This is a genomic window from bacterium (assembly GCA_035945995.1).
Lineage (GTDB): Bacteria > Sysuimicrobiota > Sysuimicrobiia > Sysuimicrobiales > Segetimicrobiaceae > DASSJF01.
This window is the reverse complement of the sequence record DASYZR010000070.1, coordinates 13,736-34,022: the sequence shown is the minus strand read 5'-3', so window position 1 is coordinate 34,022 and position 20,287 is coordinate 13,736. Positions and strand designations below refer to the sequence as shown.

General features: G+C 70.3%; 23 protein-coding genes. 9 read left to right on the top strand and 14 right to left on the bottom strand.

All coding sequences use genetic code 11. The features are described 5' to 3' along the window. The first annotated feature begins 62 nt into the window (after positions 1–62). Genes VGZ23_07345 through VGZ23_07335 form a run of 3 tightly spaced genes read left to right on the top strand, consistent with a single transcriptional unit; the run spans position 63 to position 2,739 of the window. The gene (locus tag VGZ23_07345; GenBank protein HEV2357409.1) at positions 63–668 is read left to right on the top strand and encodes a thiamine pyrophosphate-dependent enzyme; all 606 of its coding nucleotides are present in this window, start codon (positions 63–65) and stop codon (positions 666–668) included. Positions 669–686: 18 nt separating this feature from the next. Further along, positions 687–1,604 (top strand): acetamidase/formamidase family protein, encoded by a 918-nt coding sequence (locus tag VGZ23_07340; protein ID HEV2357408.1) that lies wholly within the window; start codon positions 687–689, stop codon positions 1,602–1,604. Between the two features lie 25 nt (positions 1,605–1,629). Continuing rightward, the gene (locus tag VGZ23_07335) at positions 1,630–2,739 is read left to right on the top strand and encodes a mandelate racemase/muconate lactonizing enzyme family protein (protein HEV2357407.1); all 1,110 of its coding nucleotides are present in this window, start codon (positions 1,630–1,632) and stop codon (positions 2,737–2,739) included. On the opposite strand, the gene nth is transcribed toward VGZ23_07335, so the two are convergent. After that, positions 2,723–3,415 carry an endonuclease III gene (gene nth, locus VGZ23_07330; protein ID HEV2357406.1) on the bottom strand — a complete coding sequence of 231 codons (693 nt, stop codon included), beginning with the start codon at positions 3,413–3,415 and terminating at the stop codon, positions 2,723–2,725. The two genes, VGZ23_07335 and nth, sit on opposite strands and share 17 nt — an antisense overlap. Before the next feature lie 294 nt (positions 3,416–3,709). Here nth and VGZ23_07325 point away from each other — a divergent pair, with 294 nt between their 5' ends. From VGZ23_07325 to VGZ23_07310, 4 genes are all read left to right on the top strand, one after another. Further along, positions 3,710–3,991 carry a hypothetical protein gene (locus VGZ23_07325; protein HEV2357405.1) on the top strand — a complete coding sequence of 94 codons (282 nt, stop codon included), beginning with the start codon at positions 3,710–3,712 and terminating at the stop codon, positions 3,989–3,991. Further along, complete coding sequence (locus tag VGZ23_07320) at positions 3,931–4,530, top strand: hypothetical protein (protein ID HEV2357404.1); 600 nt, start codon at positions 3,931–3,933, stop codon at positions 4,528–4,530. Before VGZ23_07325 ends, VGZ23_07320 begins: the two co-directional genes overlap by 61 nt. Beyond that, entirely contained in the window at positions 4,488–5,858 is a 1,371-nt protein-coding gene (locus VGZ23_07315) for a dihydroorotase family protein (protein ID HEV2357403.1), read from the top strand. The genes VGZ23_07320 and VGZ23_07315 overlap by 43 nt, the downstream gene beginning before the upstream one ends. A gap of 226 nt (positions 5,859–6,084) precedes the next feature. After that, positions 6,085–6,276 carry an SRPBCC domain-containing protein gene (locus tag VGZ23_07310; GenBank protein ID HEV2357402.1) on the top strand — a complete coding sequence of 64 codons (192 nt, stop codon included), beginning with the start codon at positions 6,085–6,087 and terminating at the stop codon, positions 6,274–6,276. Here VGZ23_07310 and VGZ23_07305 read toward each other — a convergent pair. From VGZ23_07305 to VGZ23_07270, 8 genes are all read right to left on the bottom strand, one after another. Beyond that, positions 6,236–9,019: a GNAT family N-acetyltransferase gene (locus tag VGZ23_07305; protein ID HEV2357401.1), complete on the bottom strand. Its 2,784-nt coding sequence runs from the start codon at positions 9,017–9,019 to the stop codon at positions 6,236–6,238. The genes VGZ23_07310 and VGZ23_07305 overlap by 41 nt on opposite strands. Before the next feature lie 24 nt (positions 9,020–9,043). Then, complete coding sequence (locus VGZ23_07300; GenBank protein HEV2357400.1) at positions 9,044–9,733, bottom strand: CBS domain-containing protein; 690 nt, start codon at positions 9,731–9,733, stop codon at positions 9,044–9,046. Between the two features lie 98 nt (positions 9,734–9,831). Further along, entirely contained in the window at positions 9,832–10,848 is a 1,017-nt protein-coding gene (gene cydB, locus VGZ23_07295; GenBank protein HEV2357399.1) for a cytochrome d ubiquinol oxidase subunit II, read from the bottom strand. Continuing rightward, positions 10,848–12,185, bottom strand: coding sequence for a cytochrome ubiquinol oxidase subunit I (locus VGZ23_07290; GenBank protein HEV2357398.1), 1,338 nt, complete (start codon positions 12,183–12,185; stop codon positions 10,848–10,850). The genes cydB and VGZ23_07290 overlap by 1 nt, the downstream gene beginning before the upstream one ends. Positions 12,186–12,219: 34 nt before the next feature. Continuing rightward, positions 12,220–13,038 carry a response regulator transcription factor gene (locus VGZ23_07285; GenBank protein HEV2357397.1) on the bottom strand — a complete coding sequence of 273 codons (819 nt, stop codon included), beginning with the start codon at positions 13,036–13,038 and terminating at the stop codon, positions 12,220–12,222. 92 nt (positions 13,039–13,130) lie between these two features. Further along, complete coding sequence (locus VGZ23_07280) at positions 13,131–13,820, bottom strand: CBS domain-containing protein (GenBank protein HEV2357396.1); 690 nt, start codon at positions 13,818–13,820, stop codon at positions 13,131–13,133. A gap of 12 nt (positions 13,821–13,832) precedes the next feature. Further along, complete coding sequence (locus tag VGZ23_07275; GenBank protein HEV2357395.1) at positions 13,833–14,339, bottom strand: universal stress protein; 507 nt, start codon at positions 14,337–14,339, stop codon at positions 13,833–13,835. Between the two features lie 94 nt (positions 14,340–14,433). Next, positions 14,434–14,823 carry a DUF202 domain-containing protein gene (locus VGZ23_07270; GenBank protein HEV2357394.1) on the bottom strand — a complete coding sequence of 130 codons (390 nt, stop codon included), beginning with the start codon at positions 14,821–14,823 and terminating at the stop codon, positions 14,434–14,436. A gap of 140 nt (positions 14,824–14,963) precedes the next feature. On the opposite strand from VGZ23_07270, the gene VGZ23_07265 reads away from it, so the two are divergent. Then, positions 14,964–15,401 carry a universal stress protein gene (locus VGZ23_07265; GenBank protein HEV2357393.1) on the top strand — a complete coding sequence of 146 codons (438 nt, stop codon included), beginning with the start codon at positions 14,964–14,966 and terminating at the stop codon, positions 15,399–15,401. Further along, positions 15,398–17,740, top strand: a complete 2,343-nt coding sequence (locus tag VGZ23_07260) for a plasma-membrane proton-efflux P-type ATPase (GenBank protein HEV2357392.1) — start codon at positions 15,398–15,400, stop codon at positions 17,738–17,740. The genes VGZ23_07265 and VGZ23_07260 overlap by 4 nt, the downstream gene beginning before the upstream one ends. 17 nt (positions 17,741–17,757) lie before the next feature. Here VGZ23_07260 and VGZ23_07255 read toward each other — a convergent pair whose 3' ends face one another. The 5 genes from VGZ23_07255 to VGZ23_07235 are packed head-to-tail and all read right to left on the bottom strand — an operon-like array spanning position 17,758 to position 19,960. Then, positions 17,758–18,042: a metal-sensing transcriptional repressor gene (locus VGZ23_07255; protein HEV2357391.1), complete on the bottom strand. Its 285-nt coding sequence runs from the start codon at positions 18,040–18,042 to the stop codon at positions 17,758–17,760. Between the two features lie 27 nt (positions 18,043–18,069). After that, positions 18,070–18,540, bottom strand: coding sequence for an OsmC family protein (locus VGZ23_07250; protein ID HEV2357390.1), 471 nt, complete (start codon positions 18,538–18,540; stop codon positions 18,070–18,072). 2 nt (positions 18,541–18,542) lie between these two features. Continuing rightward, positions 18,543–19,253 carry a thioredoxin family protein gene (locus VGZ23_07245; GenBank protein ID HEV2357389.1) on the bottom strand — a complete coding sequence of 237 codons (711 nt, stop codon included), beginning with the start codon at positions 19,251–19,253 and terminating at the stop codon, positions 18,543–18,545. Between the two features lie 51 nt (positions 19,254–19,304). Beyond that, on the bottom strand, positions 19,305–19,517 hold the full coding sequence (locus tag VGZ23_07240) for a DUF2892 domain-containing protein (protein ID HEV2357388.1): 213 nt from the start codon (positions 19,515–19,517) through the stop codon (positions 19,305–19,307). Positions 19,518–19,534: 17 nt separating this feature from the next. Next, positions 19,535–19,960 carry an Hsp20/alpha crystallin family protein gene (locus VGZ23_07235; GenBank protein ID HEV2357387.1) on the bottom strand — a complete coding sequence of 142 codons (426 nt, stop codon included), beginning with the start codon at positions 19,958–19,960 and terminating at the stop codon, positions 19,535–19,537. Positions 19,961–20,287 lie beyond the last annotated feature (327 nt).

Sequence of the window (20,287 nt, the reverse complement as noted above, 5' to 3'; positions counted from 1 at the left end):
ACGGGGCAGGGAGGCCCCTGGGCCTACGCCGTGAGCCAGAACGCCCAGACGGGAGCACGGAGATGCGCGACAAGGTGGTCAGGAAGGCGATGAGCCGGCTCGACCTGACGCGGCGGCTCGTCGGCAGCCTGACGCACGGCGAGATCGTCGTGGCGGGCATAGGAAACGCCAACTTCGATCTGTTCGCGGCCGGCCACCGGCCCGAGAACTTCTACATGCTGGGCAGCATGAGCCTCGCGGTGCCGATCGCACTCGGCGTCGCGCTCGCGCAGCCCTCGCGCCGGGTGTTCGCGATCGAAGGCGACGGCTCGGTGTTGATGAATCTCGGCGCGCTCGCCACCGTCGCCATGCTCGCGCCGCACAACCTCACCATTATCGTCTGGGACAACGGGACGTACCAGATTACCGGCGGGCAGCCGGCCGCCACCGCCGAGGCGACCGATCTCGTCGCCGTGGCGCGCGGCGCAGGGATCGTGCAGAGTGCCTGGGCGCACGACGCGGTGGAGTTCGAACGGCTCGTCGGCGAGGCGCTCACGGGCCGCGGCCCGCGCTTCATCGGCGCCCGCGTGAATCAGGAGCCCGGCGCGGCCCGCCCCGAGCGCGATCCCGTGATCGTGAAGGACCGGTTCATGCGGGGCATCGGCGCGAAACGCGTCGATTCGGCCTAGCGCGGCCCGCGGTTGACGATGGCCCTGCACCGGTTTACCCCGCCCGCCTTTCACACGACGATGGCGACCCGCGACCCGGCGCTCGTCGTCGAGTCCGGCGACACCGTTGAGACGACGACCGTGGACGCCCGCGGGCAGGACGCTTCCGGGCGGCAGGTGACCGAACGCGGCAACCCGCAGACCGGGCCGTTCGCCGTGCGCGGCGCCGAGCCGGGGGACCGGCTCACGGTACGCCTCCTGTCGCTGCGTCCGAACCGGCGCTGGGGATGGAGCAACGGGGCGATCTCGCCGAACGTCCTCGAACCCGAGGCCATCCGGGACGCGCCGGCACCGTCGCCCGCGCGGTGGGACGTCGACGTGGAGGCGGGGACGGCTACGCTCCTCGAGCCCGACACCCGGCTCGGCCGGCTGGTGCTTCCGCTCGCGCCGATGGTCGGCTGCTTCGGCGTCGCGCCGGCGCGGGGACAGGCGATCTCCACCGCGACGTCGTCGACGCACGGCGGCAACATGGACTACCGCCGGTTCGTCGAGGGGGTTACGGTGCACTTTCCGGTGTTCGTGCCGGGCGCGCTCTTCTACATCGGCGACGGGCACGCGGTGCAGGGCGATGGGGAGATCGTCGGCACCGGCGTGGAAATCTCGTTCGACGTGCGCTTCACGCTGACGCTCACCAAAGGGGCGGCGATCGAGTGGCCGCGCGGCGAGACGGCGGACGAGATCTTTACGGTCGGAAACGCGCGGCCGCTCGACCAGTGCGTCCAGCACGCGACGACTGAGATGGTCCGCTGGCTCGTCGGCGACTTCGGCCTCGACACGCGCGGCGCCCACGTGCTGCTCGGCCAGGCCGTGCGGTACGATCTGGCGAACATGTACGACCCCGCCTACACGATGGTGTGCCGGCTCCCGAAGCGATGGCTGCCGCCGGCCCGTACCTAACCACGCGTCCCGCGCGGTCTGACAGGTGAAGATCGCCCGCGTCGAGGTCTACGGCTACGACCTACACTACGTCCACGGCACCTACGTGATGTCCGGCGGCCGCGAGGCGGCCGCCCTCGCGAGCACCGCCGTCCGCCTCGTCACGGACGAGGGGGCGGAGGGGTGGGGCGAGGTGTGCCCGCTCGGGACGACGTACCTGCCGGCCTTTGCGGACGGCGCCCGGGCCGCGATCCGGGCGATGGCGCCGGCGCTGCTCGGCCTGGACCCGCGTCAGGTGGGGGCGGTCGGCGACCGCCTTGATGCGGCGCTCCGCGGGCACGGGTACGCCAAGAGTCCCATCGATGTCGCGTGCTGGGATCTCCTGGGGCAGGCGACCGGCTGCCCGCTGGCGACGCTGCTCGGCGGTCGCCGGCAGGACGCATATCCCCTCTACATCGCCGTGCCGCTCGGGACGCCGGCGGACATGGCCGCCTACGCGGCCGCGCGGCGTGCCGAGGGCGTGCACCGGTTTCAACTCAAAGTCGGCGGCCGGCCGGCGGAGGACCGCGCACGGGTCGAGCGGGTGCTCGAAGCGACGGACGACGACGACATCGTGATCGCGGACGCGAACGGCGGCTGGGCGTTGCAGGACGCGATCGTCGCCGTGCGCCTCCTGGAGCCGCTCCCGCGGGTGTACCTGGAGCAGCCGTGTGCCACCCTCGAGGAATGTCTGGCCGTGCGCCGGCACACGACGCTCCCGATGGTCCTCGACGAGGTGATCACCGACGTGCCGTCGCTGCTACGGGCCGCCGCGGCGGGAGGGCTCGAAGCCTTCAACCTCAAGATCAGCAAGGTGGGCGGCCTCACGAAGGCCCGCGTGCTTCGCGACCTCGCGGAGGCGCTGGGTCTCAGGGTGACGATCGAGGACACCTGGGGCGGCGACCTGGTGACGGCCGCCGTGAGTCACCTCGCGGCGAGCACATCGGCCCGCGCGCTGTTCACCGTTTCCTTCATGAACGACTGGGTGCGGGAGCACGTCTGCGGCTACGCGCCGCGGTCGCGCGGCGGCGTGGGCGCCGCGCCCACCGCGCCCGGCCTCGGCGTCGGGGTGGACCGCGCGCTGCTCGGCGCACCGCTCTTCACGGCCGCGGCCTAGCCGACCCGTAGTCACACCACCGCCGCACCGGGCACACCTCACAGCGCGGCCGCCTCGCCGCGCAGACCTCGCGGCCGTGGCGGACCAGCAGGCGATGGAACGGCCCGTAGCGAGACACGGGGACGACCGCTTCCATCCAGTCGTGGGCGTCCTCGGTCGACATGCGCGGCGGGATGAGGCCGAGGCGCCGCCCGACGCGGTCGACGTGCGTATCGACCGCGAAGGCCGGCTTCGCGAGGGCGAACTGCAACACGATCGCCGCGGTCTTCGGCCCCACCCCGGGGAGGCTGCGCAGCCAGGCCCGCGCCCGCCCGCGGGGCCATCGCCTGAGGAAGGCGAGCGAGAGCCGCCCGCGCTCGCGCGCCACGCGACGCAGCACCGCCCGGATTCGCGGCGCTTTCACCCGGGCCAGGCCGGCGGGACGGATCGCCGCGGCGATCTGCGCTGTCGACGCCCGATACAGCGCCTCCCACGTCGGAAAGCGCGCGCGCAGCCGGGCGAATGCGCGGTCGCGATTCGTGTCGCTTGTGTGCTGGGAGAGAATCGTGCCGACGAGCGTGCCAAGTGGATCGCGCGAGCGCCACAACGGCAGGCGGTGCCGCCGGCGCAGCACGCCGTCGACCGCCGCGGCCTTGCGGCGTACGCGGGGCGAAGGCAAGACTCTATCAGGGGACACGGGTGCGCCCTTCAAGACGAAACACACGAAGCTCCTGCTCGTCCTTCTCCCGGTTCTCTTCACCAGTTCGAACCAAGCCTCACAGTCTCTCCACGTGTTTCGCATGACTCTCCAACAGGTCGTTCACCGCCTCCGGGTATTGTCGGGGCAGAGGAGGAGGTGACCTGTGCAACAACTCATCGCCCTTGTTATTGCGGTTCTTGTCCCGTTCCTTGGACTTAGCGGAGTCAGTCAAGCGCAGTCGGCCGCGGAGATCGACGGAGACATTCAGGCGTCGATTGCCAGAATGGAACCGTGACACTGGACTCAGCCGGCAATCAGGAAACGGTCTATGCGTCCGACACGACCGCGGTGGCGGTCGAGTCGTCCAGCGTGCCGTTCTGCACGCTGGAAGGATATGTCGGCGCGCCGGCGGCGGCCTCGGTGGTGCCGTACGGCAACGAGTTTCTTGCGACACAGATCGCGGTGACCGGTCCGGTTGCCGTCGTCCCGGCTACCACGCGGCGATCGTACCGTTGCCGATCGTCGGTTCCGTCCTCGGTACGGTCCTCGTCGATGGGCTGCTGTATCTTCTGACCCATGCCGGCGATGGCGCCTACTATCGCTATCCTTATTACGGGGCGTACTACCGGCATTACTACAGTGCCCGGTATAGGCCGTACCGGGGATACTATCCGGCGTCGGCTCCGGTCGTCTCGGTGGCGGAAGCATTGAGCGGAGTGGTGCTCGGGATTGTCACGGTTGATCAGTATCAATACCTGGCCGTGCGGGACCGCGATGGACAGCTGCGACGGTATCCGTACTACGGCCCGTACCGCCCTTACTATTACCGGCCCGCCTACCGGCCGTACGCCGGTGCCTATGTCAACATTTCAATTCGAGCACCCGTGGCACAGGGCGATCCGCATTGGGACGCTCCACGATATGCGATGGAGCGCATTAGCCAGACCGTGACGGCCGCAACCAGCATATCAACGGCCGCAGCAGCAGCCCGTTTGCCTGCGGCCCCGGACGGACACCGCCGCGAGGGTCTGCGGCAGGACCGCATGGAAATGAAGCGGAACGGTGCCGGGTGGCGTCCGACGTTGATCTCATCGTCACCGGCGCGGACGTAGTCACCCCGTCGGCGGTTCGTCGGTGTGACATCGGCGTCCGCGACGGCCGTATTATCGCGCTCGGCGTACCGGGGAGCCTCGGGGACGCCGGGACGGTGATCGACGCTTCCGGGAAGGTCGTGCTGCCCGGTGTGATCGATCCCCACGTGCACTGCCGTATCCACAGCCATCACGTCGACGATCTGCCCACGGTCCTCGCGGCGGCCGCGGCCGGTGGGGTCACCACCGCGCTCGTCCACCTCCTGCCGAACGCCGCCGTCGCCGCGACCCCGCGCGACCTGCTCGAGGAGTTCCGCGACCTCGGGCAGCGTGAGGCGCCGATCGACTTTGCGTTCCACGCCTGGTTGCCGGAGCGCGAGGGCACGCTCGACCAGATTCCCGAGTTGCTCGCCGCCGGCGTCCCGTCGTTCAAGCTGTTCTGCGCCTACAAGTCGATCGGCCGCATGGCCTCGGATCCGTTCCTGCTCCGCGCGATGGCGGTGATCGCGCATCACCGCGGCCTGCTCCTCGTCCACGCGGAAGACGGCGAGTTGATCGACGCGCGCATCGCTGCGCGGCGCGGGCTGGGCCGGGTCGCGGCGTCCGACTATCTCTGGACGCACCCGGACGAGGCCGAGTGGCTGGCCATCGCGAAGACCCGATACTATGCCCGGGCCACCGGCTGCCCGCTCTATGTGGTTCACGTCAGCACCCCGCGCGGGCTCGACCTCATCGATGAGGCGCGCCGCGACGGGCAGGCGGTCTGGGCCGAGACCTGCGTGCAGTATCTCGAATTGACGGACGAGGCGCTGACGCGGTGGGGGCCGCTGGCCAAGATCAGTCCGCCGCTGCGCGACCGGGCGGCGAACGAGGGGCTGTGGCACCATCTGGCCTTGGGCCGGATCGACACCGTGGGGTCCGATCACTCGCCTCATTCTCGGGAAACGAAGGCCCCCGGGTATCGCGACATCTTCGAGGCATGGTACGGCGCTCCGGGGGTCCAGACGCTGCTGCCGGTCATGTGGGACGCCTTCCGCCGGCGATCGCTGCCGCTGCCGCTGCTCGCCCGGGTCCTGAGCGAAGCGCCGGCGCGCCTCTTCGGCCTCGACCGCAAGGGCGCGATCGCGCCGGGCCTGGACGCCGACCTGGTCGTCGTCGATCCGGATCGCGAGGTGGAGATCCGCGGCGAAGACCAGCTCGGCAACAGCGGATACACGTTGTACGAGGGCCGGCGCGTCCGCGGATGGCCCGTGACGACGCTCCGGCGCGGCGAGGTGCTGCTCGAGCACGGCATCCTGCCCCCGTCCCGGGGGCGCGGCGGCGGGCGGTTTGTCGCCCGGCGGCCGTAGCACGACGGCCGGCATAGGGGACGGCACCAATGCCCAAGACCATCCGGCAAACGGTTTCGTTGAAGGCCAGTCCGCGCGCCGTGTACGAGGCGCTCGTGGACTCGCACACACACGCGGCGTTTCCCGGGAAGCCGGCGCGGATCGACCGGCGTCCCGGAGGCCGGTTCACCGCGTACGGCGCTACCTCGAGGGGGTCACCGTCGACCTGGCGCCCAACCGGAAGATCGTGCAGCTGTGGCGGTCGCAGAACTGGCCGCCCTTCCATTACTCGACGGTCACCTTCGCGCTGGCCCCCGTGCGCGGTGGCACGCGCCTCCGGTTCACCCAGGAAGGCGTGCCGAACCGGGATTACGCCGCGAAGCGCAGCGGGCGGGTGTCTAGCTACTGGGAGAAGATGAAGCGGTTCCTGGAGCGGTAGACGCCGCCGCGCGCTCGGGTTGCGGCCGCCCCAGCAGCGGCGGCAGTTCGACGGGCGCCACGCGAACGCGGACGTCGACGATCGTGGCTCCGCGCTCGTGGACGATCACGGGGTTGCAATCCAGTTCCGCGATCTGCGGCAGATCCTCGACCATCCCGCCGATCCGCAGCAGCACGTCGGTCAGGGCGTTCACATCCGCCGGCGGCCGCCCCCGGATCCCCGCGAGCGCCGGAGCGATCTTGAGGCCCTCGATCATCTCACGCGCGTCCTCCTCGGTGAACGGAGTGAGCCGCACGCCCACGTCGTGCAGCACCTCCACGAACGTGCCGCCGGCCCCGCATGCGACGACCGGACCGAAGCGGGGGTCGTGGACGACGCCGACGATCATCTCGATCCCGGGGGCGGCCATCGATTGGACGAGCCACCCCGCCGGGGCGTGGCCGGCCGCCGTCAGGGTGTTCTCGAGATCGTCGGCGGCCGCGCGCACCGCCGCCGCGGTGCCGAGGCCGAGCCGGACGGCGCCGAGGTCCGTCTTGTGCAGCAGGCCCGGTCCCACGGCCTTGAGCGCGACCGCCGGGGTCCCGGTCTCGCGGATCAGGTCCTCCGCCGCGGCCGCCGCGGCCGCCGGCGTGGAGGCCGCGTGCTGCGGGGCGAGCGGCAGGCCGTAGCATCGCAGCAGGGCGTAGGTCTCGTCGGCGGTAAGCCACCCGTCGCCGCGCCCGAGGGCTGCGGCGACGACGGCCACGGCGTCCGCGCGCCTCACGTTGGAGAGATGCGGGGGGGTGCCGACCGGCCGGGCCCGCCAGGCGCCGTAACCGGCGGCCCTCGCCAACGCGATCCCGGCGGCCTCGGGGAAGGCGTACGAGGGCAGGCGGACGTCCGGCGCGCGCAACGCGTCCGGCACGCCGCGGGCCGACATGAAGACCGTGACGATCGGCTTGCGCCGGTCGGTCTCCCGGGCGGCGTCGACGAGGGCGCGGGCCACATCACCCGCCTGGGTGACGAGCGGCGGAACGAAGATGACGACCACGGCATCCACCTGAGGATCGGCGGCGACGATCCGGACCGTTTCCCGGTAGTGGTCGGCGGTGGCCGACGCGAGCATGTCCACGGGGTTCTGCACGCTGGCTTCCGCCGGGAGGATGGCGCGCAGTCGGGACCGTGTCTCCTCGCCAAACGTCGGGAGGATGAGGCCCTCCGCCTCGCAGGCGTCCGCGCAGAGAACACCCGCGCCGCCGCCGTTGGTGATCACGGCGGCGCGGTTCCCGGCGGGCGTCGGCTGATTGGCCAGGAGCGAGGCGACGTCGAAGAGTTCCTCGAGCGTGTCCGTCCGGATGACGCCGGCCTGCCGGAACAGCGCGTCGACGGTGACGTCGGAGGCGACGAGCGCGCCGGTATGCGACGAGGTCGCCCGGGTGCCGGCCGGAGAACGCCCGCTCTTCACGGCAATGATCGGTTTCATGCGCCCGACCCGGCGGGCGATCCGGGCGAACCGGCGCGGATTTCCGAACGACTCGAGGTACAAGAGGATGAGGTCCGTCGCGGGGTCGGTGTCCCAGTAGTTCAACAAATCGTTGCCGGAGATGTCCGCCTTGTTCCCCACGGAGACGAACGTAGAGAGGCCGAGGCCGAGCGAGGCGGCGTAGTCGATGATCGCAAGACCCAACGCCCCGCTCTGTGTCGAAAACGCGACGCGTCCGGGCGGCGGCATCTGCGGCGCAAAGGTGGCGTTGAGCCGGATGGCCGGATTCGTGTTCAGAAGGCCCATGCAGTTGGGACCGATGAGCCGCATCCCGCTGGTCCGGCAGATCCGGACCAGCTCGGCCTGGCGCGCCTTGCCTTCGGGGCCGCCTTCGGCAAAGCCGGCCGAAATGACGACGAGGGCCCGCACGCCCTTATCCGCGCACTGGGCGGCGACGGTGGTCACCTGCGCGGCGGGAACCGTCACGACGGCCAGGTCGATCGGGCTCGGGACGTCTCCGACGGTGCGGTAGGCGGGCACGCTCTGCACGACGGAGGCGGCGGGGTTCACGGGATAGACCGGCCCCTCGAACCCGTCGCGCAGCAGGTTGTGGAACACTTCGCCGCCGATCGTGCCCCGGCGGCGGGACGCGCCGATGACGGCGACGGAGCGCGGCGCGAAGAAGGCGCGGAGCGCATTCCCCGCCGCGATCTGATCCCGCTGCTCGAACCGGGCCAGCGCCTCTTCGGTGAGCGACGTCGGAAACGTCACGATCAGTTCGTAGCCGCTGTAGTGCACCTCGACCGGAAACCCCGCCTCTCGGAACACATCGATCATGCGCTGGTTCTCCGGGAGCACCATCGCCTGGAAGGTCTGGATGCCGTGTTCGGCGGCGATCTCCGCGAGCTGGCCGAGGAGGATCGTGGCGACCCCGCGGCCCTGCAGGGCGTCGGCGACGGCGAAGGCCACCTCGGCCCGGTTGCCGTCGGCGGTGTTGTAGGACGCCTGCGCCACGATCTCGGCCCGCGGCCCGGCCGTCGCGACGAGGCCGACGTGACGCACATGGTCCACGGCGACGTCCCGGCGCACCTGCTGGATCAGCGCGGCGTTCGAGAGGGGGGTGAAGAACCGCATGACCCGCGCGTCCTCCGACAGCGCGGTGTAGAACTCCGCCAGTGCGGGCTCGTCGCTGGCCCGAATCGGCCGCACGTGCAGCGTGGACCCGTCGCGGAGGACGACGTCCGTCTCTCGGTGGGCGGGGTACGGAACCGTGGTGGCCATGCGGCGGGTCTGCCGGGCGCCGTCCTAGAGCGCGACCCGCCCGAGCGCGAGATCGTCGACGCGGTAGGCGAGGTCGTCCGCGTGGACGGCGACCACCCCGTCGACGGACCGGATCCACTTGAGCATGATCGCCCGGTCGCTGTGCCGGTCGACCGTGCCCGCGATGGTGACGATGCCCCCGGCGGAGGTGAGCGTCAGCGTTGCCGGGTCGATGTACAGTTCGCGGGCCAGGGTGTCGCGGACCGTCTGGAGGATGCTCTCGTCGCTGCGCAGGAAAACCTTGAGGACGTCCGCGCGCGTCACGATCCCGGCGAGGCGGCCGTCACGCAGAATCAGCACCCGGTTGATGTTGTGCCGGAGCATGAGATGCGCCAGTTCGTGGGCTTTCGTCTCCTCGGTTGCGCTGACGATGTTCTCGGTCATGATGTCGCGGGCGACGGTCCCGGTCGCCTTGCGGTACCGGGTGAACATGCGCTCGAGCCGCAGCGACCGTCCGTGCCAGGCGAGGAGGGGCGGGTCCGGCAGCGGCTCCTCTTCCTTCTGTAGCAGATCCGCCTCCGAGACGACGCCGAGGACCCGGCGGTCGTCGTCGACCACCGGCAGCCCGCTGACGCGGAACCGGAGCATGAGGTTTGCCAGTTCCCGGACCGGGGTGTCCGGCCCGGCCGTCACCACGGGGCTCGACATGATCTCGCGCGCCGTCACCTGCCGCATCACGGCACCTCCCTTCGGTTCCTGGGCTCAGTATGGCAGGCCGCCGCGCCGCGGCCCATCGGGCCGGGGCAGGAAAGGGGCGTCGGGTGCGGAGTGGATCAATAGTGGGCGCCGGCGTCGATCCGGACCTTGCCGGCGAAAACCCGGTAGACGACGACCTGGTAGGCGAGGACGAGGACGACCCCCGGGAGCAGCCACAGCGCGGCGGCGGTGAGGCCGCTCGGCGCCGAGGCGGCGTTCGCCACCGTCAGGCTGCGTTCGGGAAACGGCTGCGACCGGAGGAGGTACGGGTACGCGCCGATGGCCGTGGCCGCGAGGAGCGCGGCGATCAACCCGCCGGAGCCGAGAAAGGCCGCGCCGTAGCGTTCCCTCCGGTGGGCGCGGCGCGCCGTGACCAGGCACCAGGCTGCCGCGAGCGGCACCGCCAGCCAGAGCGGCTGCACCCGGTAGTTCACCAGCGACTCCGGCCGCAGCGCGAACGTCGCGACGGTGAGCACGGCCGCCAGCACCGCCACGGCGGCCCACAGGCGTTCACCCGCGCGCCGCGCGCGCTCGTGCAGGGGGCCGTCGGTCTTTACGCACAGATAGTAGGCGCCGTGGAGCATGAGGAGCGCCAGGCTGAACAGGCCCATCACGAGGGCGTAGGGATTGAGCATCCATCCGAACAGCCCCTGGAAGTACCCGTGCCGGTCGATGGGCACGCCCGTGACCACGTTGCCGACCGCCACGCCGTAGAGGAGCGCGAGCAGCAGGCTGCTGATCGAGAAGACCACGTCCCATGCGCCCTGCCACAGAGGGTCGGTGATGTGATGGCGGAACTCCAGCGCGATGCCGCGGCCCATCAACAGCCAGAGCACCAGCATGAGCGGCAGATAGAAGCCGCTGAACCCGACGGCGAAGGCCCGGGGAAACGCGAGGAAGACGCCGACGCCGAGGCCGAGCAGCCAGACTTCGTTGGCGTCCCAGACCGGTCCGATCGCGTTGAGCGCCGTCCGGCGTTCGGCGTCCGTCCGCGCGAGGGCGAGGTGCAGCGCCCCGACGCCGAGATCGAACCCGTCGAGGATCGCGTAGGCGACGACCAGCACGACAAGAATCACAAACCAGAAGGTGGCCATCAGCGCACCGCCCCCGTCCTGGATTCGTCGGGGCCGCGGAGGACCAGCAGGATGGCGAGAAAGACGGTCAGCACGCCGAGCAGGGCGTACATGCCGGCAAAGCCCAGGACCGTGAAAATGGTCTCGCCGGCTTCCACGTTCGGGGAGACGCCGGCGACGGTCCGCAGCAGGCCGTACACCAGCCAGGGCTGCCGGCCGACCTCGGTTACGACCCACCCGGCCTCGTTCGCGATGTAGGGGAACGGCAGCAGCAGCAGGAGGATCCACAGGAACCACCGGCTGGCGAACAGCCGGCCCCGCCACCACAGTGCCACGCCGAGGAGCAGGGCGGCGATCAGGATCGTCCCCAGCCCCACCATCATGTGGTAGGCGTAGTACGTGAGCTGAACGAGCGGCCATTCCCGTTCGGGGTAGTCGTTCAGCCCCCTGACCTCGGCGCGGAAGTTCCCGTAGGCGAGGAAGCTGAGGGCGTCCGGCACCAGCACCGGGTCCAGCAGCCGGTGCTCGGTCGTAGACGGCATGCCGATAATCGCCAGCGGCGCGCCGTACCGGGTCTCGAAGAGGCCCTCCATCGCCGCCAGCTTGACCGGTTGATAGGCCGTCACGTTCCGGCTGTTCATGTCGCCGGTCGGAAACAGCTGCGTGAGCGCAAAGACGGCGCCGACGCCGACCCCGAGGGCGACGGAGAGGCGGCCGAACTCGAGGTGCCGGCCGGCCAGCAGATAGTACGCGCCGACGGACGCCATGACGACGGCGGCCGAGAGCACCGCGGCGTTCAGGACGTGGGCGTACTGCCACCAGAGGAATGGATTGCCGAGCAACGCGGCCAGGTTCGTCATCTGCACCGTGCCGTCCGGGGCCAGGCGGTAGCCGACCGGATGTTGCAACCACGCGTTCGCCGCGGTGATGAAGAGCCCGGAGAGCCAGGCGCCCGCGGCGACCAGGACCGCGGCGAGCCAGTGCAGGCGCGGGGAGACGCGTCCTTCCCCGAACAGCAGAATCCCGAGGAACGTCGACTCCAGGAAGAACGCGAAGACGCCCTCGAGTCCGAGGTATTGCCCGATCACGCCGCCGGCATAGGCCGAGAACTGTGCCCAGTTCGTCCCGAACTGGAACTCCATCGGGATGCCGGTGATCACCCCGACCGCGAAGTTGAGCGCGAAGATCCGCGTCCAGAAGCGGGCCGCCGCGGCGTACCGTGCCTCGCCGCGGGCGAGGTGCAGGGTCTTGAGGACGACGATCAGCGGCGCGAGCCCCATCGTCAGGATGGGGAAGAGGTAGTGGAACATCACGGTGAACGTGAACTGAATACGGTCGGCGATCACCGCATCAGTCATCTGGTCACCTCTTGACGGCCGCCTGGCCCGGCGGTTACGGTTCGATGAGGCCCTTGCGGATGGCGTAGCGGACGAGCATCGTGCGGTCGTGCAGGTTCAACTTCTCCATGATGTGCGTGCGGTGCGTCTGGACCGTCTTCACGCTGATGTACAGTCGCTGCGAGATCTCCTGGTTGGTGGCGCCTTCGGCGACCAGCGTCAGGATCTCCCGCTCGCGCTCCGTGAGTCCGTCGTACGTCTCGCGGCCCTCGCCAGTCTCCAGGCGCTTGAGGTAGTCGGCGACGACGGCCTTGGCGACCGAGGGGTAGAGGAACGCTTCGCCGCGCCGCACCGCGTGAATCGCCTGGACGAGATCGGTCGCGGCGGCGCGCTTGAGGACGTAGCCGGACCCGCCGGCCTTGAGCAGCTGGAACACGTACGTGTCGTCGGCGTGCATGGTGAGCGCGAGGGTGTGGACGTCCGGCAGCGCCGCCTTGATCTGGCGGGTCGCTTCGATCCCGTTGATGCCCGGCATGCTGATGTCGAGCACGGCGACGTCTGGCCGGAGGGCTTTGGCCATTTCCACGGCCTGCAGTCCGTCTTCGGCCTCGCCTACCACGTCGATGTCGGGCTCCCGCGTCAGGATCATCTTCACGCCCTCGCGAACGATCGCATGATCGTCCGCGAGGAGCACGCGGATCTTGCCGCGGGTCTGCGTCGGCACGTTGGGCACCTCGTCGTGCGATCCCTGACTGGATTCTACCATGGTCCCCGCCGCCTCGCTCCGCCCGCCCCTCGTCGACGGGCGTTCACGGCCGGTGATGGTGTCCGCGTGCCGGCGGCCGGACGGCCGCGGCTTCGTGATCATCGCCATGGTGCCCAGCCTATCAGCGATGGGCGCGTCCCCGCATCGGGCCGCCGCCCGATTGGACCTCGGGCGGCGAGCCGGTTGCCGGGAGGCGGGGGTTAGCGCAGGGTGTCGGTGTGGACCGGGATCCGGCGGTCGTCGATCGCGTAGCGGAGCCCGCGATCGTCGACCCCGACGACCCCCTCGGTCTTTAGGGCCCACCGCCGCACGAGTTCCGCGTCGGCGTGGGTGTCCACGGTCCCGGCGATCGTGACGACGCCGTTGCGGGTCGTGATCTCCAGGGCCTCCGGGTCGATCCAGAGTTCGTGCGCGATGCGCCAGCGCAGATCGGTCGTGATGGCGGCATCCGGGCGTACCAGCGTGCGCAGAATGTCCGCCCGGGTGACGATGCCGACCAGCCGGCCCGTCTCGACGATCGGGATGCGGTTGATGTCGTAGGTGATCATGAGATGCACCAGGTCCTGGACGCTCACCTCGGGCCCGGCGCTGACGACGCGGGTCGTCATCAGATCCGCCACCGACCGCGCCCCGGCCTTGCGCGTGCCGTCCACCACCTTGGCCACAACCGTGAGCAGGCGGGGCAGGCCGGTCTCGGTCTCGTCTTCCATCGTCCCTTCGAGCTTCTCCATGAAGTCCGACTCGGAGACGATCCCGACGAGCGACCCCGCACGGTCGACGACGGGTATCCCGCTGACGCCGCGGGCGACCAAGAGTTCCGCGACCTCCTTGACCGACGCCTCGGGGTGGATGGTGACGACCGGCGTGCTCATCAACTCGCGTGCGCGCATTGTCCGCCTCCTCTACGCGATCGCGGCGCCGACCGGCACCGCCTCGGGGCGCGCCGTCGCCCACGTCTGCCCCGCGCCGCGGAGCATGACGACGGGGCACGGCGCCCGGCGAAGCACCGCCTCGGCCACGCTGCCGAGCACCGCCCGGCGGAAGCCGCTGCGCGCGTGCGTCGCCATCACGATCATCGTCGCGTGCAGCGATTCGGCCACCGCGGGAATCTCATCCTGAGGGTGCCCGACGGCCACCAGCTCCCGCACCTGTATCCTCTGCCGCGCGTCCGCAGGCACGAAGGTCGTGAGCCACCAGCGAAGGTACGCCCGGCCCTCATCGATCTGCTGGTCGACGAACTTCCCCTGCGCCAGCCCGTCCTCGACCTCCCGGGGAAGGACGACTTTGAGCAATACGAGGGTACCCTTCATATTCTGGGCGAGGTCCGCCGCGAACGTCGTCGCGCCGACCGAGGCCTGCGACAGGTCGGTCGGGGCGAGCACAATTGGCCCTGTCACCGGTGTGTTCATACGCACCCCTCCGTCGTCCTGAGTCCAGGGTACGTGCCGGCGGGCCCGGGCACTATCGGCCGGGTGCTTTATTTGGCATCCGGTGCGCGCCGGATCAGAACGAGGCGGCCGTGACGAGCAGATAACCGATCAGGGTCGCGCCGAACAGCGCCACGACGATCGTCAGCAGGGCGCCGGCGCGGCCCGTCGGCCGAAAGTCGTCGCGCTCGATCGCCGCGCGCGTGCGGGCGTACTGAAGCCAGGCGCCGAGGGCGAACAGCACCCCGATCGCGACAAACGCCGCCCCGAGGTACGCGGAACCTACCGGCCGGCCGCTTGGGACGGCTTTGCCGGAGGCCGCGAGCAGCTCGCGCAGCGCGATCCCGAATCGCGCGACGACAAACCCGAAGACGACAATCGAAATGCTGGTGCGGATCCACGCCAGCAGCGTGCGCTCGTTGGCCAGATGGTCGCTGGTCCTCCCGTGATCCTCGCGTCCGGTCATGCTCGTCTGATTCACCGCGGCCGCGCGCCGGTCCCGCGGCGTCGTCGGCCCGCGCGGCGGGGCGCCCTCGAACAGCCCATCCCGGCGGGTTTTCCGGGAGAGGAAGGTGGGAGAGGAAGGTGGGGGAGAAGGGTGATTCCGTGTATCGTCGCATTCTGATCCCCGTCGACGGCAGCGCGTCCAGCGACGCGGCCCTCGACCACGGCCTGCGGCTGGCGAAGGACCAGAACGCCGAGATCAACGTGCTCCACGTCCTGGACACCCAACCCCTCTATCTCCTTGACGAGGGCATGTACGTCGAAGGCGTGGCGGAGAAATGGCGCGAGGCCGGGCAGGCGCTTCTCGAGCGGGCCGCCGGCCGGGCCCGGCAGGCGGGCGTCGCGGTGACCACGGCGCTCATCGAAGAGGGAGGCCGGATTCCGGACGTGATCGTCGCAACGAGCAAGCAGTGGCCCGCCGATTTGATCGTGCTCGGAACCCACGGGCGCCACGGTGTCGACCACCTGCTGCTGGGGAGCGTCGCGGAGGGCGTGGTGCGCACCACCGTCGTGCCGGTATTGTTGATTCGTCAGGCGTGAGGGAACGCTCGGAGCCGGCGTCGTCCCTCCACGTTGTGCCCGACGGGCTGTCCGGCGACGTCGCGCGTGCCCGCCTGCGGGAGTACGGCCCCAACGCGATGCCGGAGGTGCCTTCGCGCCCCGGGCGCGCCCTGCTCGCGAAATTCTGGGCGCCGGTCCCTTGGATGCTCGAGTGCGCGATCGGCCTCGAAGCCCTGTTGGGCCGCGGACTCGAGGCGCTGGTCTTCGCCCTCCTGCTGGTGTTCAACGCCGTTCTGAGTTTTCTTCACGAGCAGCGCGCGCAGCAGGCGCTGGCGTTGCTTCGGACGCGGCTCGCCGTCCAGGCGAGGGTGCGCCGTGATGGCCGCTGGACGCTGATTCCCGCGCAGGATCTCGTGGCCGGCGACGTCGTACGCCTGCGGGCGGGCGACGTCGTTCCGGCCGACGTGAGGATCGTTGACGGGCAGGTGCTCCTCGATCAATCCGCGCTCACCGGCGAGTCCCTGCCCGTGGACGCTGATCCCGGCAGGTCGACCTACGCCGGTGCGATCGTACGGCGCGGCGAGGCCACCGGCGAAATCACCGCGACCGGGGCGCAGACGGCCTTCGGGAAGACCGCGGCGTTGGTGCGCGCGGCGCGGATCCCGGGGCATCTGGAAGTTCTCATCGCCGGGATCGTCCGGTCGCTTGTTGTCATCGATCTCGTCGTGGTGGCCGGGGTGTTCCTCTACGGATTCTGGGCGGGGTTCCCCCCGGGCGAGCTCGTGCCGTTCGCCCTGATTATCCTCATCGCCGCGATCCCGGTGGCCCTGCCGGCGACTTTCACGCTCGCCACCGCCCTGGGGTCGCTCGAACTGGCCGGACGCGGGGTGTTGGTGACCCGTCTCTCGGCGATCGAGGAAGCGGCGCAGATGGACGTGCTCTGCGCCGACAAGACCGGCACCCTGACGCTCAATCGGCCGACGCTCTCGGGACTCTCACCGTTCCCGCCGTACACGGAAGACGAGCTTCTCCGCGTCGCCGCGCTCGCATGCGACGAGGCGACCCAGGACCCGATCGATCTCGCGATCCTCGGCGCGGCCCGGACGCGGGGCCTCGCCGCGGCGGCCCCGGGGCGCATCCGGACCATTCCATTCGACCCGGCGACCAGACGGTCCGGCGCCGTGCTCGGCGAGTCGGGCGGGACGACGCAGGTCCTCAAGGGCGCGTTCCAGGTGATGCTCCCGCTTCTTCAGACCGTACCGGCGGGCGCGCAGCAGGCGGTCGAGCGCATCGCCGCTGGCGGCGCCCGCGTGCTCGCGGTGGCCGTGGGGCCCGAAGGCGCCATGGCGCTGGCGGGTCTGCTCGCGCTGGACGATCCGGCCCGGCCCGATTCCAGGGCGCTCGTGCAGCGTCTTCGCGATCTCGGCATACGCGTGCTGATGCTGACGGGGGACAACGTCGCGACGGCCCGGGCGGTCGCGACGCAGGTCGGCCTGGGCACGCGGGCCTGGGCCCACGGCGACGCGAACGGCCGGCCGCTCGAGCACGACATCTTCGCGAGGCTGCTGCCCGAGGGAAAGTTTCGTCTCGTTCAAACCCTGCAGCGGGCCGGACACGTCGTCGGGATGACCGGCGACGGCGTCAACGATGCGCCCGCGCTCAAGCAGGCCGAGGTCGGGATCGCCGTGGCGCAGGCGACCGAAGTCGCCAAAGCCGCCGCGAGCCTGGTGCTGATGTCGCCCGGCCTCGTCAACATCGTGGCCGCCGTGGAGACCAGCCGGCGCATCCACCAGCGGATGCTGACCTATACCCTCAACAAGATCGTGAAGACGATCGAAATCTCCGTGTTGCTGAGCGTCGGCCTGATCTGGGCCGGCATCTTCGTCACGACGCCGCTGCTGATCGTTCTGCTCCTGTTCGCGAACGACTTCGTGACGATGTCGATCGCGACCGACCGGGTCTCGTTCAGCGCGATGCCCGATCGCTGGGACGTCCGGTCCCTGGTCGGCGCGGCCCTCGGCATCGCCCTGATCTTGCTCTGCTTTTCGTTTGCGGTTGTCGGGGTGGGGCGGTATGCGCTCCGGCTGCCCGTTCCCGCGCTCCAGACCGTCGTCTTTGTCTGGCTGGTCGCGAGCGGGCAGGCCACCGTCTATCTCGTGCGCGAGCGCCGGCGCTTCTGGGGGACGCGGCCGGGCCTGTGGCTGGTCGCGAGCACGGCGGGGGACCTGCTCGCCGTCGGCCTGCTGGCGACCCGGGGCTGGCTCATGGCGCCGGTCGCCCCCACGACCGTGCTGAGCCTTTTGGGCCTCGCCGCGGCGTACCTCGCCGCCGCGGATACCGTGAAGATGCGCGTCTTCCGACGATTCGGGGTGGGCTGACCGGTCGTCCCGCCGGTCTATCTGAACATCAAGAACGTCTGTCTCAGTTTCGCGAGCGCGCCGGCCGCCTGGGGCTTGCCGTCCGCCTCCATCCGCACGCATTGCTCGAGGCCCGCCGCGATGAGGTCGATGGCCACGCGGTCCAGCGCCGCCCGCGCGGCGGCGACCTGCTGGGCGATTTCCGTGCAGTCGCGTCCTTGCGCCAGCATCCGCTGCAGGCCGGCGACCTGCCCTTCGACTCGCCTCAGGCGCGCCTGGATCGCGGCTTCGGTGTCTTTCTCGAGCCGTAACGTCGCGGCCATGCACTCGCTCCTCGGTGACGATGTCGGCTATCCGGCCTGCCCCGCGGCCGGGGCGTGGGCCCGCGCGCCTTCCGAGCCGGCGCTCGTGTCGGTCACGACGACGTCGTAGGTGATGGGGGTGGCCCGGCGCAGCATGGCCGACACTGAGCAGTATTTCTCCTGGGACAGGGCGACTGCTTTTTTCACCTGGTCCGGCTGCAGCCCGCGTCCTGCGGCATCGTAGCGCAGATGGATCGCGGTGAGCACCCGGGGATGCTCCGCCGCCCGGTCGGCGTGTACTTCGATCGTGAAGCGATCCAACGGAGCGCGCATCTTCCGGAGGATCGAGACCACGTCCGCGCCGGTGCACCCGGCAAGCGCGAGGAGCAGGGTCTCCATCGGCGCCGGCCCGCCTCCGGCGCCGCCGTGTTCGGGATGAGCGTCCATCGTCACGCTCAGCCCGTCCGCGTTCGTCCCTTCGAATCGCATGCCGGACGTCCACCGCGCCTGCACCTGCATCGTCACTCACCCCTTGCCGCGGGAGCGGCGTCCGCCGCCGCGGCGGCCATGACCTGTTCGAGGAAGGCCGGCTCCGGCAGCGCGCCCTCGAAGCTCCGGGCCTCGTTGAGTACGATCTTCGGGACTCCGTACACGCCGTACCGGTCGGCGAGCGCCGGGAACTCCATCGACTCGATGACGTCGGCGCGTACCCGCGGCGATTCGAGCGCCATCGCGTGCGCCAGGCGGCTGGCCCCCGGGCAATAGGGACAGGTCGGCGTTACGAACACCTGGAGGTGGACGTCCCGGGCGAGCGTTGCGAGCGCCGCCCTGGTCTCCGGCGCCAGCCCGCTGTCGCTTCGGGAGACGGCGATGAGATCGTCGATCAGCGCCGCAAACTCGTAGCCCGAGGGGATGCCGTAAAACCGGATCCCTGAACTCGTGCCTGAACGCCCGTTGCGGCCGAGGAGAACGGCCGGGATGCGTTCGACCGGAAGCGCGCCTCCGCCGGTTGGCTCGGCGGCGGCGCTGCGGACCTCGAGCTTCAACCTGGGATCCAGCGCCACGAGCTCTTCGAGCAGTTGCCGCGTCATCGGGCAGAGCTCGCACTCCCATCCGGGGACGGCCAGGCCGCTCGACGAGGATGTGAAGAATTCGATCGCCACGTCGTCGCGCAGGCCGTCCTGGAATCGGCGGCGCACCGCCGCCGCGTCCGCGGGCTTGAGCAATGTCATCTGGTTGCCTCCTTGGTCCTTTCGCGACCTCTCAGGGACGCCGGTGTCGCGTTACGCGGGCCTGCCGCACGTGCGCACGCCGAGTACTGCGTACAGCGGGCAGTATCCGGCGAGTCCGGTGAGCAGCGCGATTGCGCCGACGATGTCTGCGACATACGCCCAGCCGGTCCCGATGGTCCCGCGCAGAGCCAGGCCGACGAGAAGCGCGATGATCCCGATCAAGACGCGAACCATTCGATCCCCCGAGCCTACGCAACCTCGCATCGTGGCTTCCTCCTTTTCTAGTCCGCCGCCACCGCGATCCGATGGGGGAGCGCGGCCCGGCTCTTCGGCAGAATGAGTTCCAGCACGCCGTCGCGGAGCGTGGCCCTCACGCGGCCGGCGTCCACGGGGGCGGGTAGCTCGATCTCCCGTGCGAACCGCCCGACCGGCCGCTCGCAGCACACGTACTCGGGCCCCTGTGACTCACCGGCGGAGCGCCGTCCCTTCAGCACGAGGAGGCTGTCACCCTCGACGGAGATCTCGAGATCCTCCCGTTTCACCCCCGGCAGATCAACGGTGACCACCACGCTCTCGCCGGTCTCATGCAGATCCACCGGCGGCGCAAACCGGAACTCGGCGAACGGCTCCCAGCCGGTCTGTGTGCGATGCCGCCACCGGAGACGCGGCCGGACGCCGCCGGCCCACCACGGTGCTCCCCGCATCATGGCCACAGCACTCCCTCCTCACCAATCGAGCGGATTTCGTCGTCCCGTAACGTACCATACTCCCTAGAGTATACACCATCCGGTCAAGGCCTGATCGTAATCCGGGGCGTACGGGGGCGCCGGTCGGGTTCGCAGACGCCCGTGCGCAGGTGCGCGAGTATCGGGCGCGGGACCCACGCGCAATCGTGTATCCGCCTGATATGGCGCGGGAGTGGCGACCGCCATACTCGGTGACAGAGGCGCCGCATGTTCGGGGCGCGGGTGGCCCGCCGGGCGTGCCTGCGCGTGCCGCTATCTCGGCGAATCGCGCGCCTCGTTGAGGGGGGA

Bases quoted from the DNA above. Each gene is read 5' to 3' on its own strand.
- VGZ23_07255 (HEV2357391.1), bottom strand. From the start codon at position 18,042: ATGGCCGCGACGTTACGGCTCGAGAAAGACACCGAAGCCGCGATCCAG.
- cydB (HEV2357399.1), bottom strand. From the start codon at position 10,848: ATGGCCACCTTCTGGTTTGTGATTCTTGTCGTGCTGGTCGTCGCCTAC.
- VGZ23_07300 (HEV2357400.1), bottom strand. From the start codon at position 9,733: ATGCGGCAGGTGACGGCGCGCGAGATCATGTCGAGCCCCGTGGTGACG.
- VGZ23_07245 (HEV2357389.1), bottom strand. From the start codon at position 19,253: ATGACATTGCTCAAGCCCGCGGACGCGGCGGCGGTGCGCCGCCGATTC.
- VGZ23_07275 (HEV2357395.1), bottom strand. From the start codon at position 14,339: ATGAACACACCGGTGACAGGGCCAATTGTGCTCGCCCCGACCGACCTG.
- VGZ23_07250 (HEV2357390.1), bottom strand. From the start codon at position 18,540: ATGCAGGTGCAGGCGCGGTGGACGTCCGGCATGCGATTCGAAGGGACG.
- VGZ23_07235 (HEV2357387.1), bottom strand. From the start codon at position 19,960: ATGATGCGGGGAGCACCGTGGTGGGCCGGCGGCGTCCGGCCGCGTCTC.
- VGZ23_07285 (HEV2357397.1), bottom strand. From the start codon at position 13,038: ATGGCGATGATCACGAAGCCGCGGCCGTCCGGCCGCCGGCACGCGGAC.
- VGZ23_07280 (HEV2357396.1), bottom strand. From the start codon at position 13,820: ATGCGCGCACGCGAGTTGATGAGCACGCCGGTCGTCACCATCCACCCC.
- VGZ23_07290 (HEV2357398.1), bottom strand. From the start codon at position 12,185: ATGACTGATGCGGTGATCGCCGACCGTATTCAGTTCACGTTCACCGTG.
- VGZ23_07270 (HEV2357394.1), bottom strand. From the start codon at position 14,823: ATGACCGGACGCGAGGATCACGGGAGGACCAGCGACCATCTGGCCAAC.
- VGZ23_07240 (HEV2357388.1), bottom strand. From the start codon at position 19,517: ATGCGAGGTTGCGTAGGCTCGGGGGATCGAATGGTTCGCGTCTTGATC.
- VGZ23_07305 (HEV2357401.1), bottom strand. From the start codon at position 9,019: ATGGCCACCACGGTTCCGTACCCCGCCCACCGAGAGACGGACGTCGTC.
- VGZ23_07345 (HEV2357409.1), top strand. From the start codon at position 63: ATGCGCGACAAGGTGGTCAGGAAGGCGATGAGCCGGCTCGACCTGACG.
- VGZ23_07340 (HEV2357408.1), top strand. From the start codon at position 687: ATGGCCCTGCACCGGTTTACCCCGCCCGCCTTTCACACGACGATGGCG.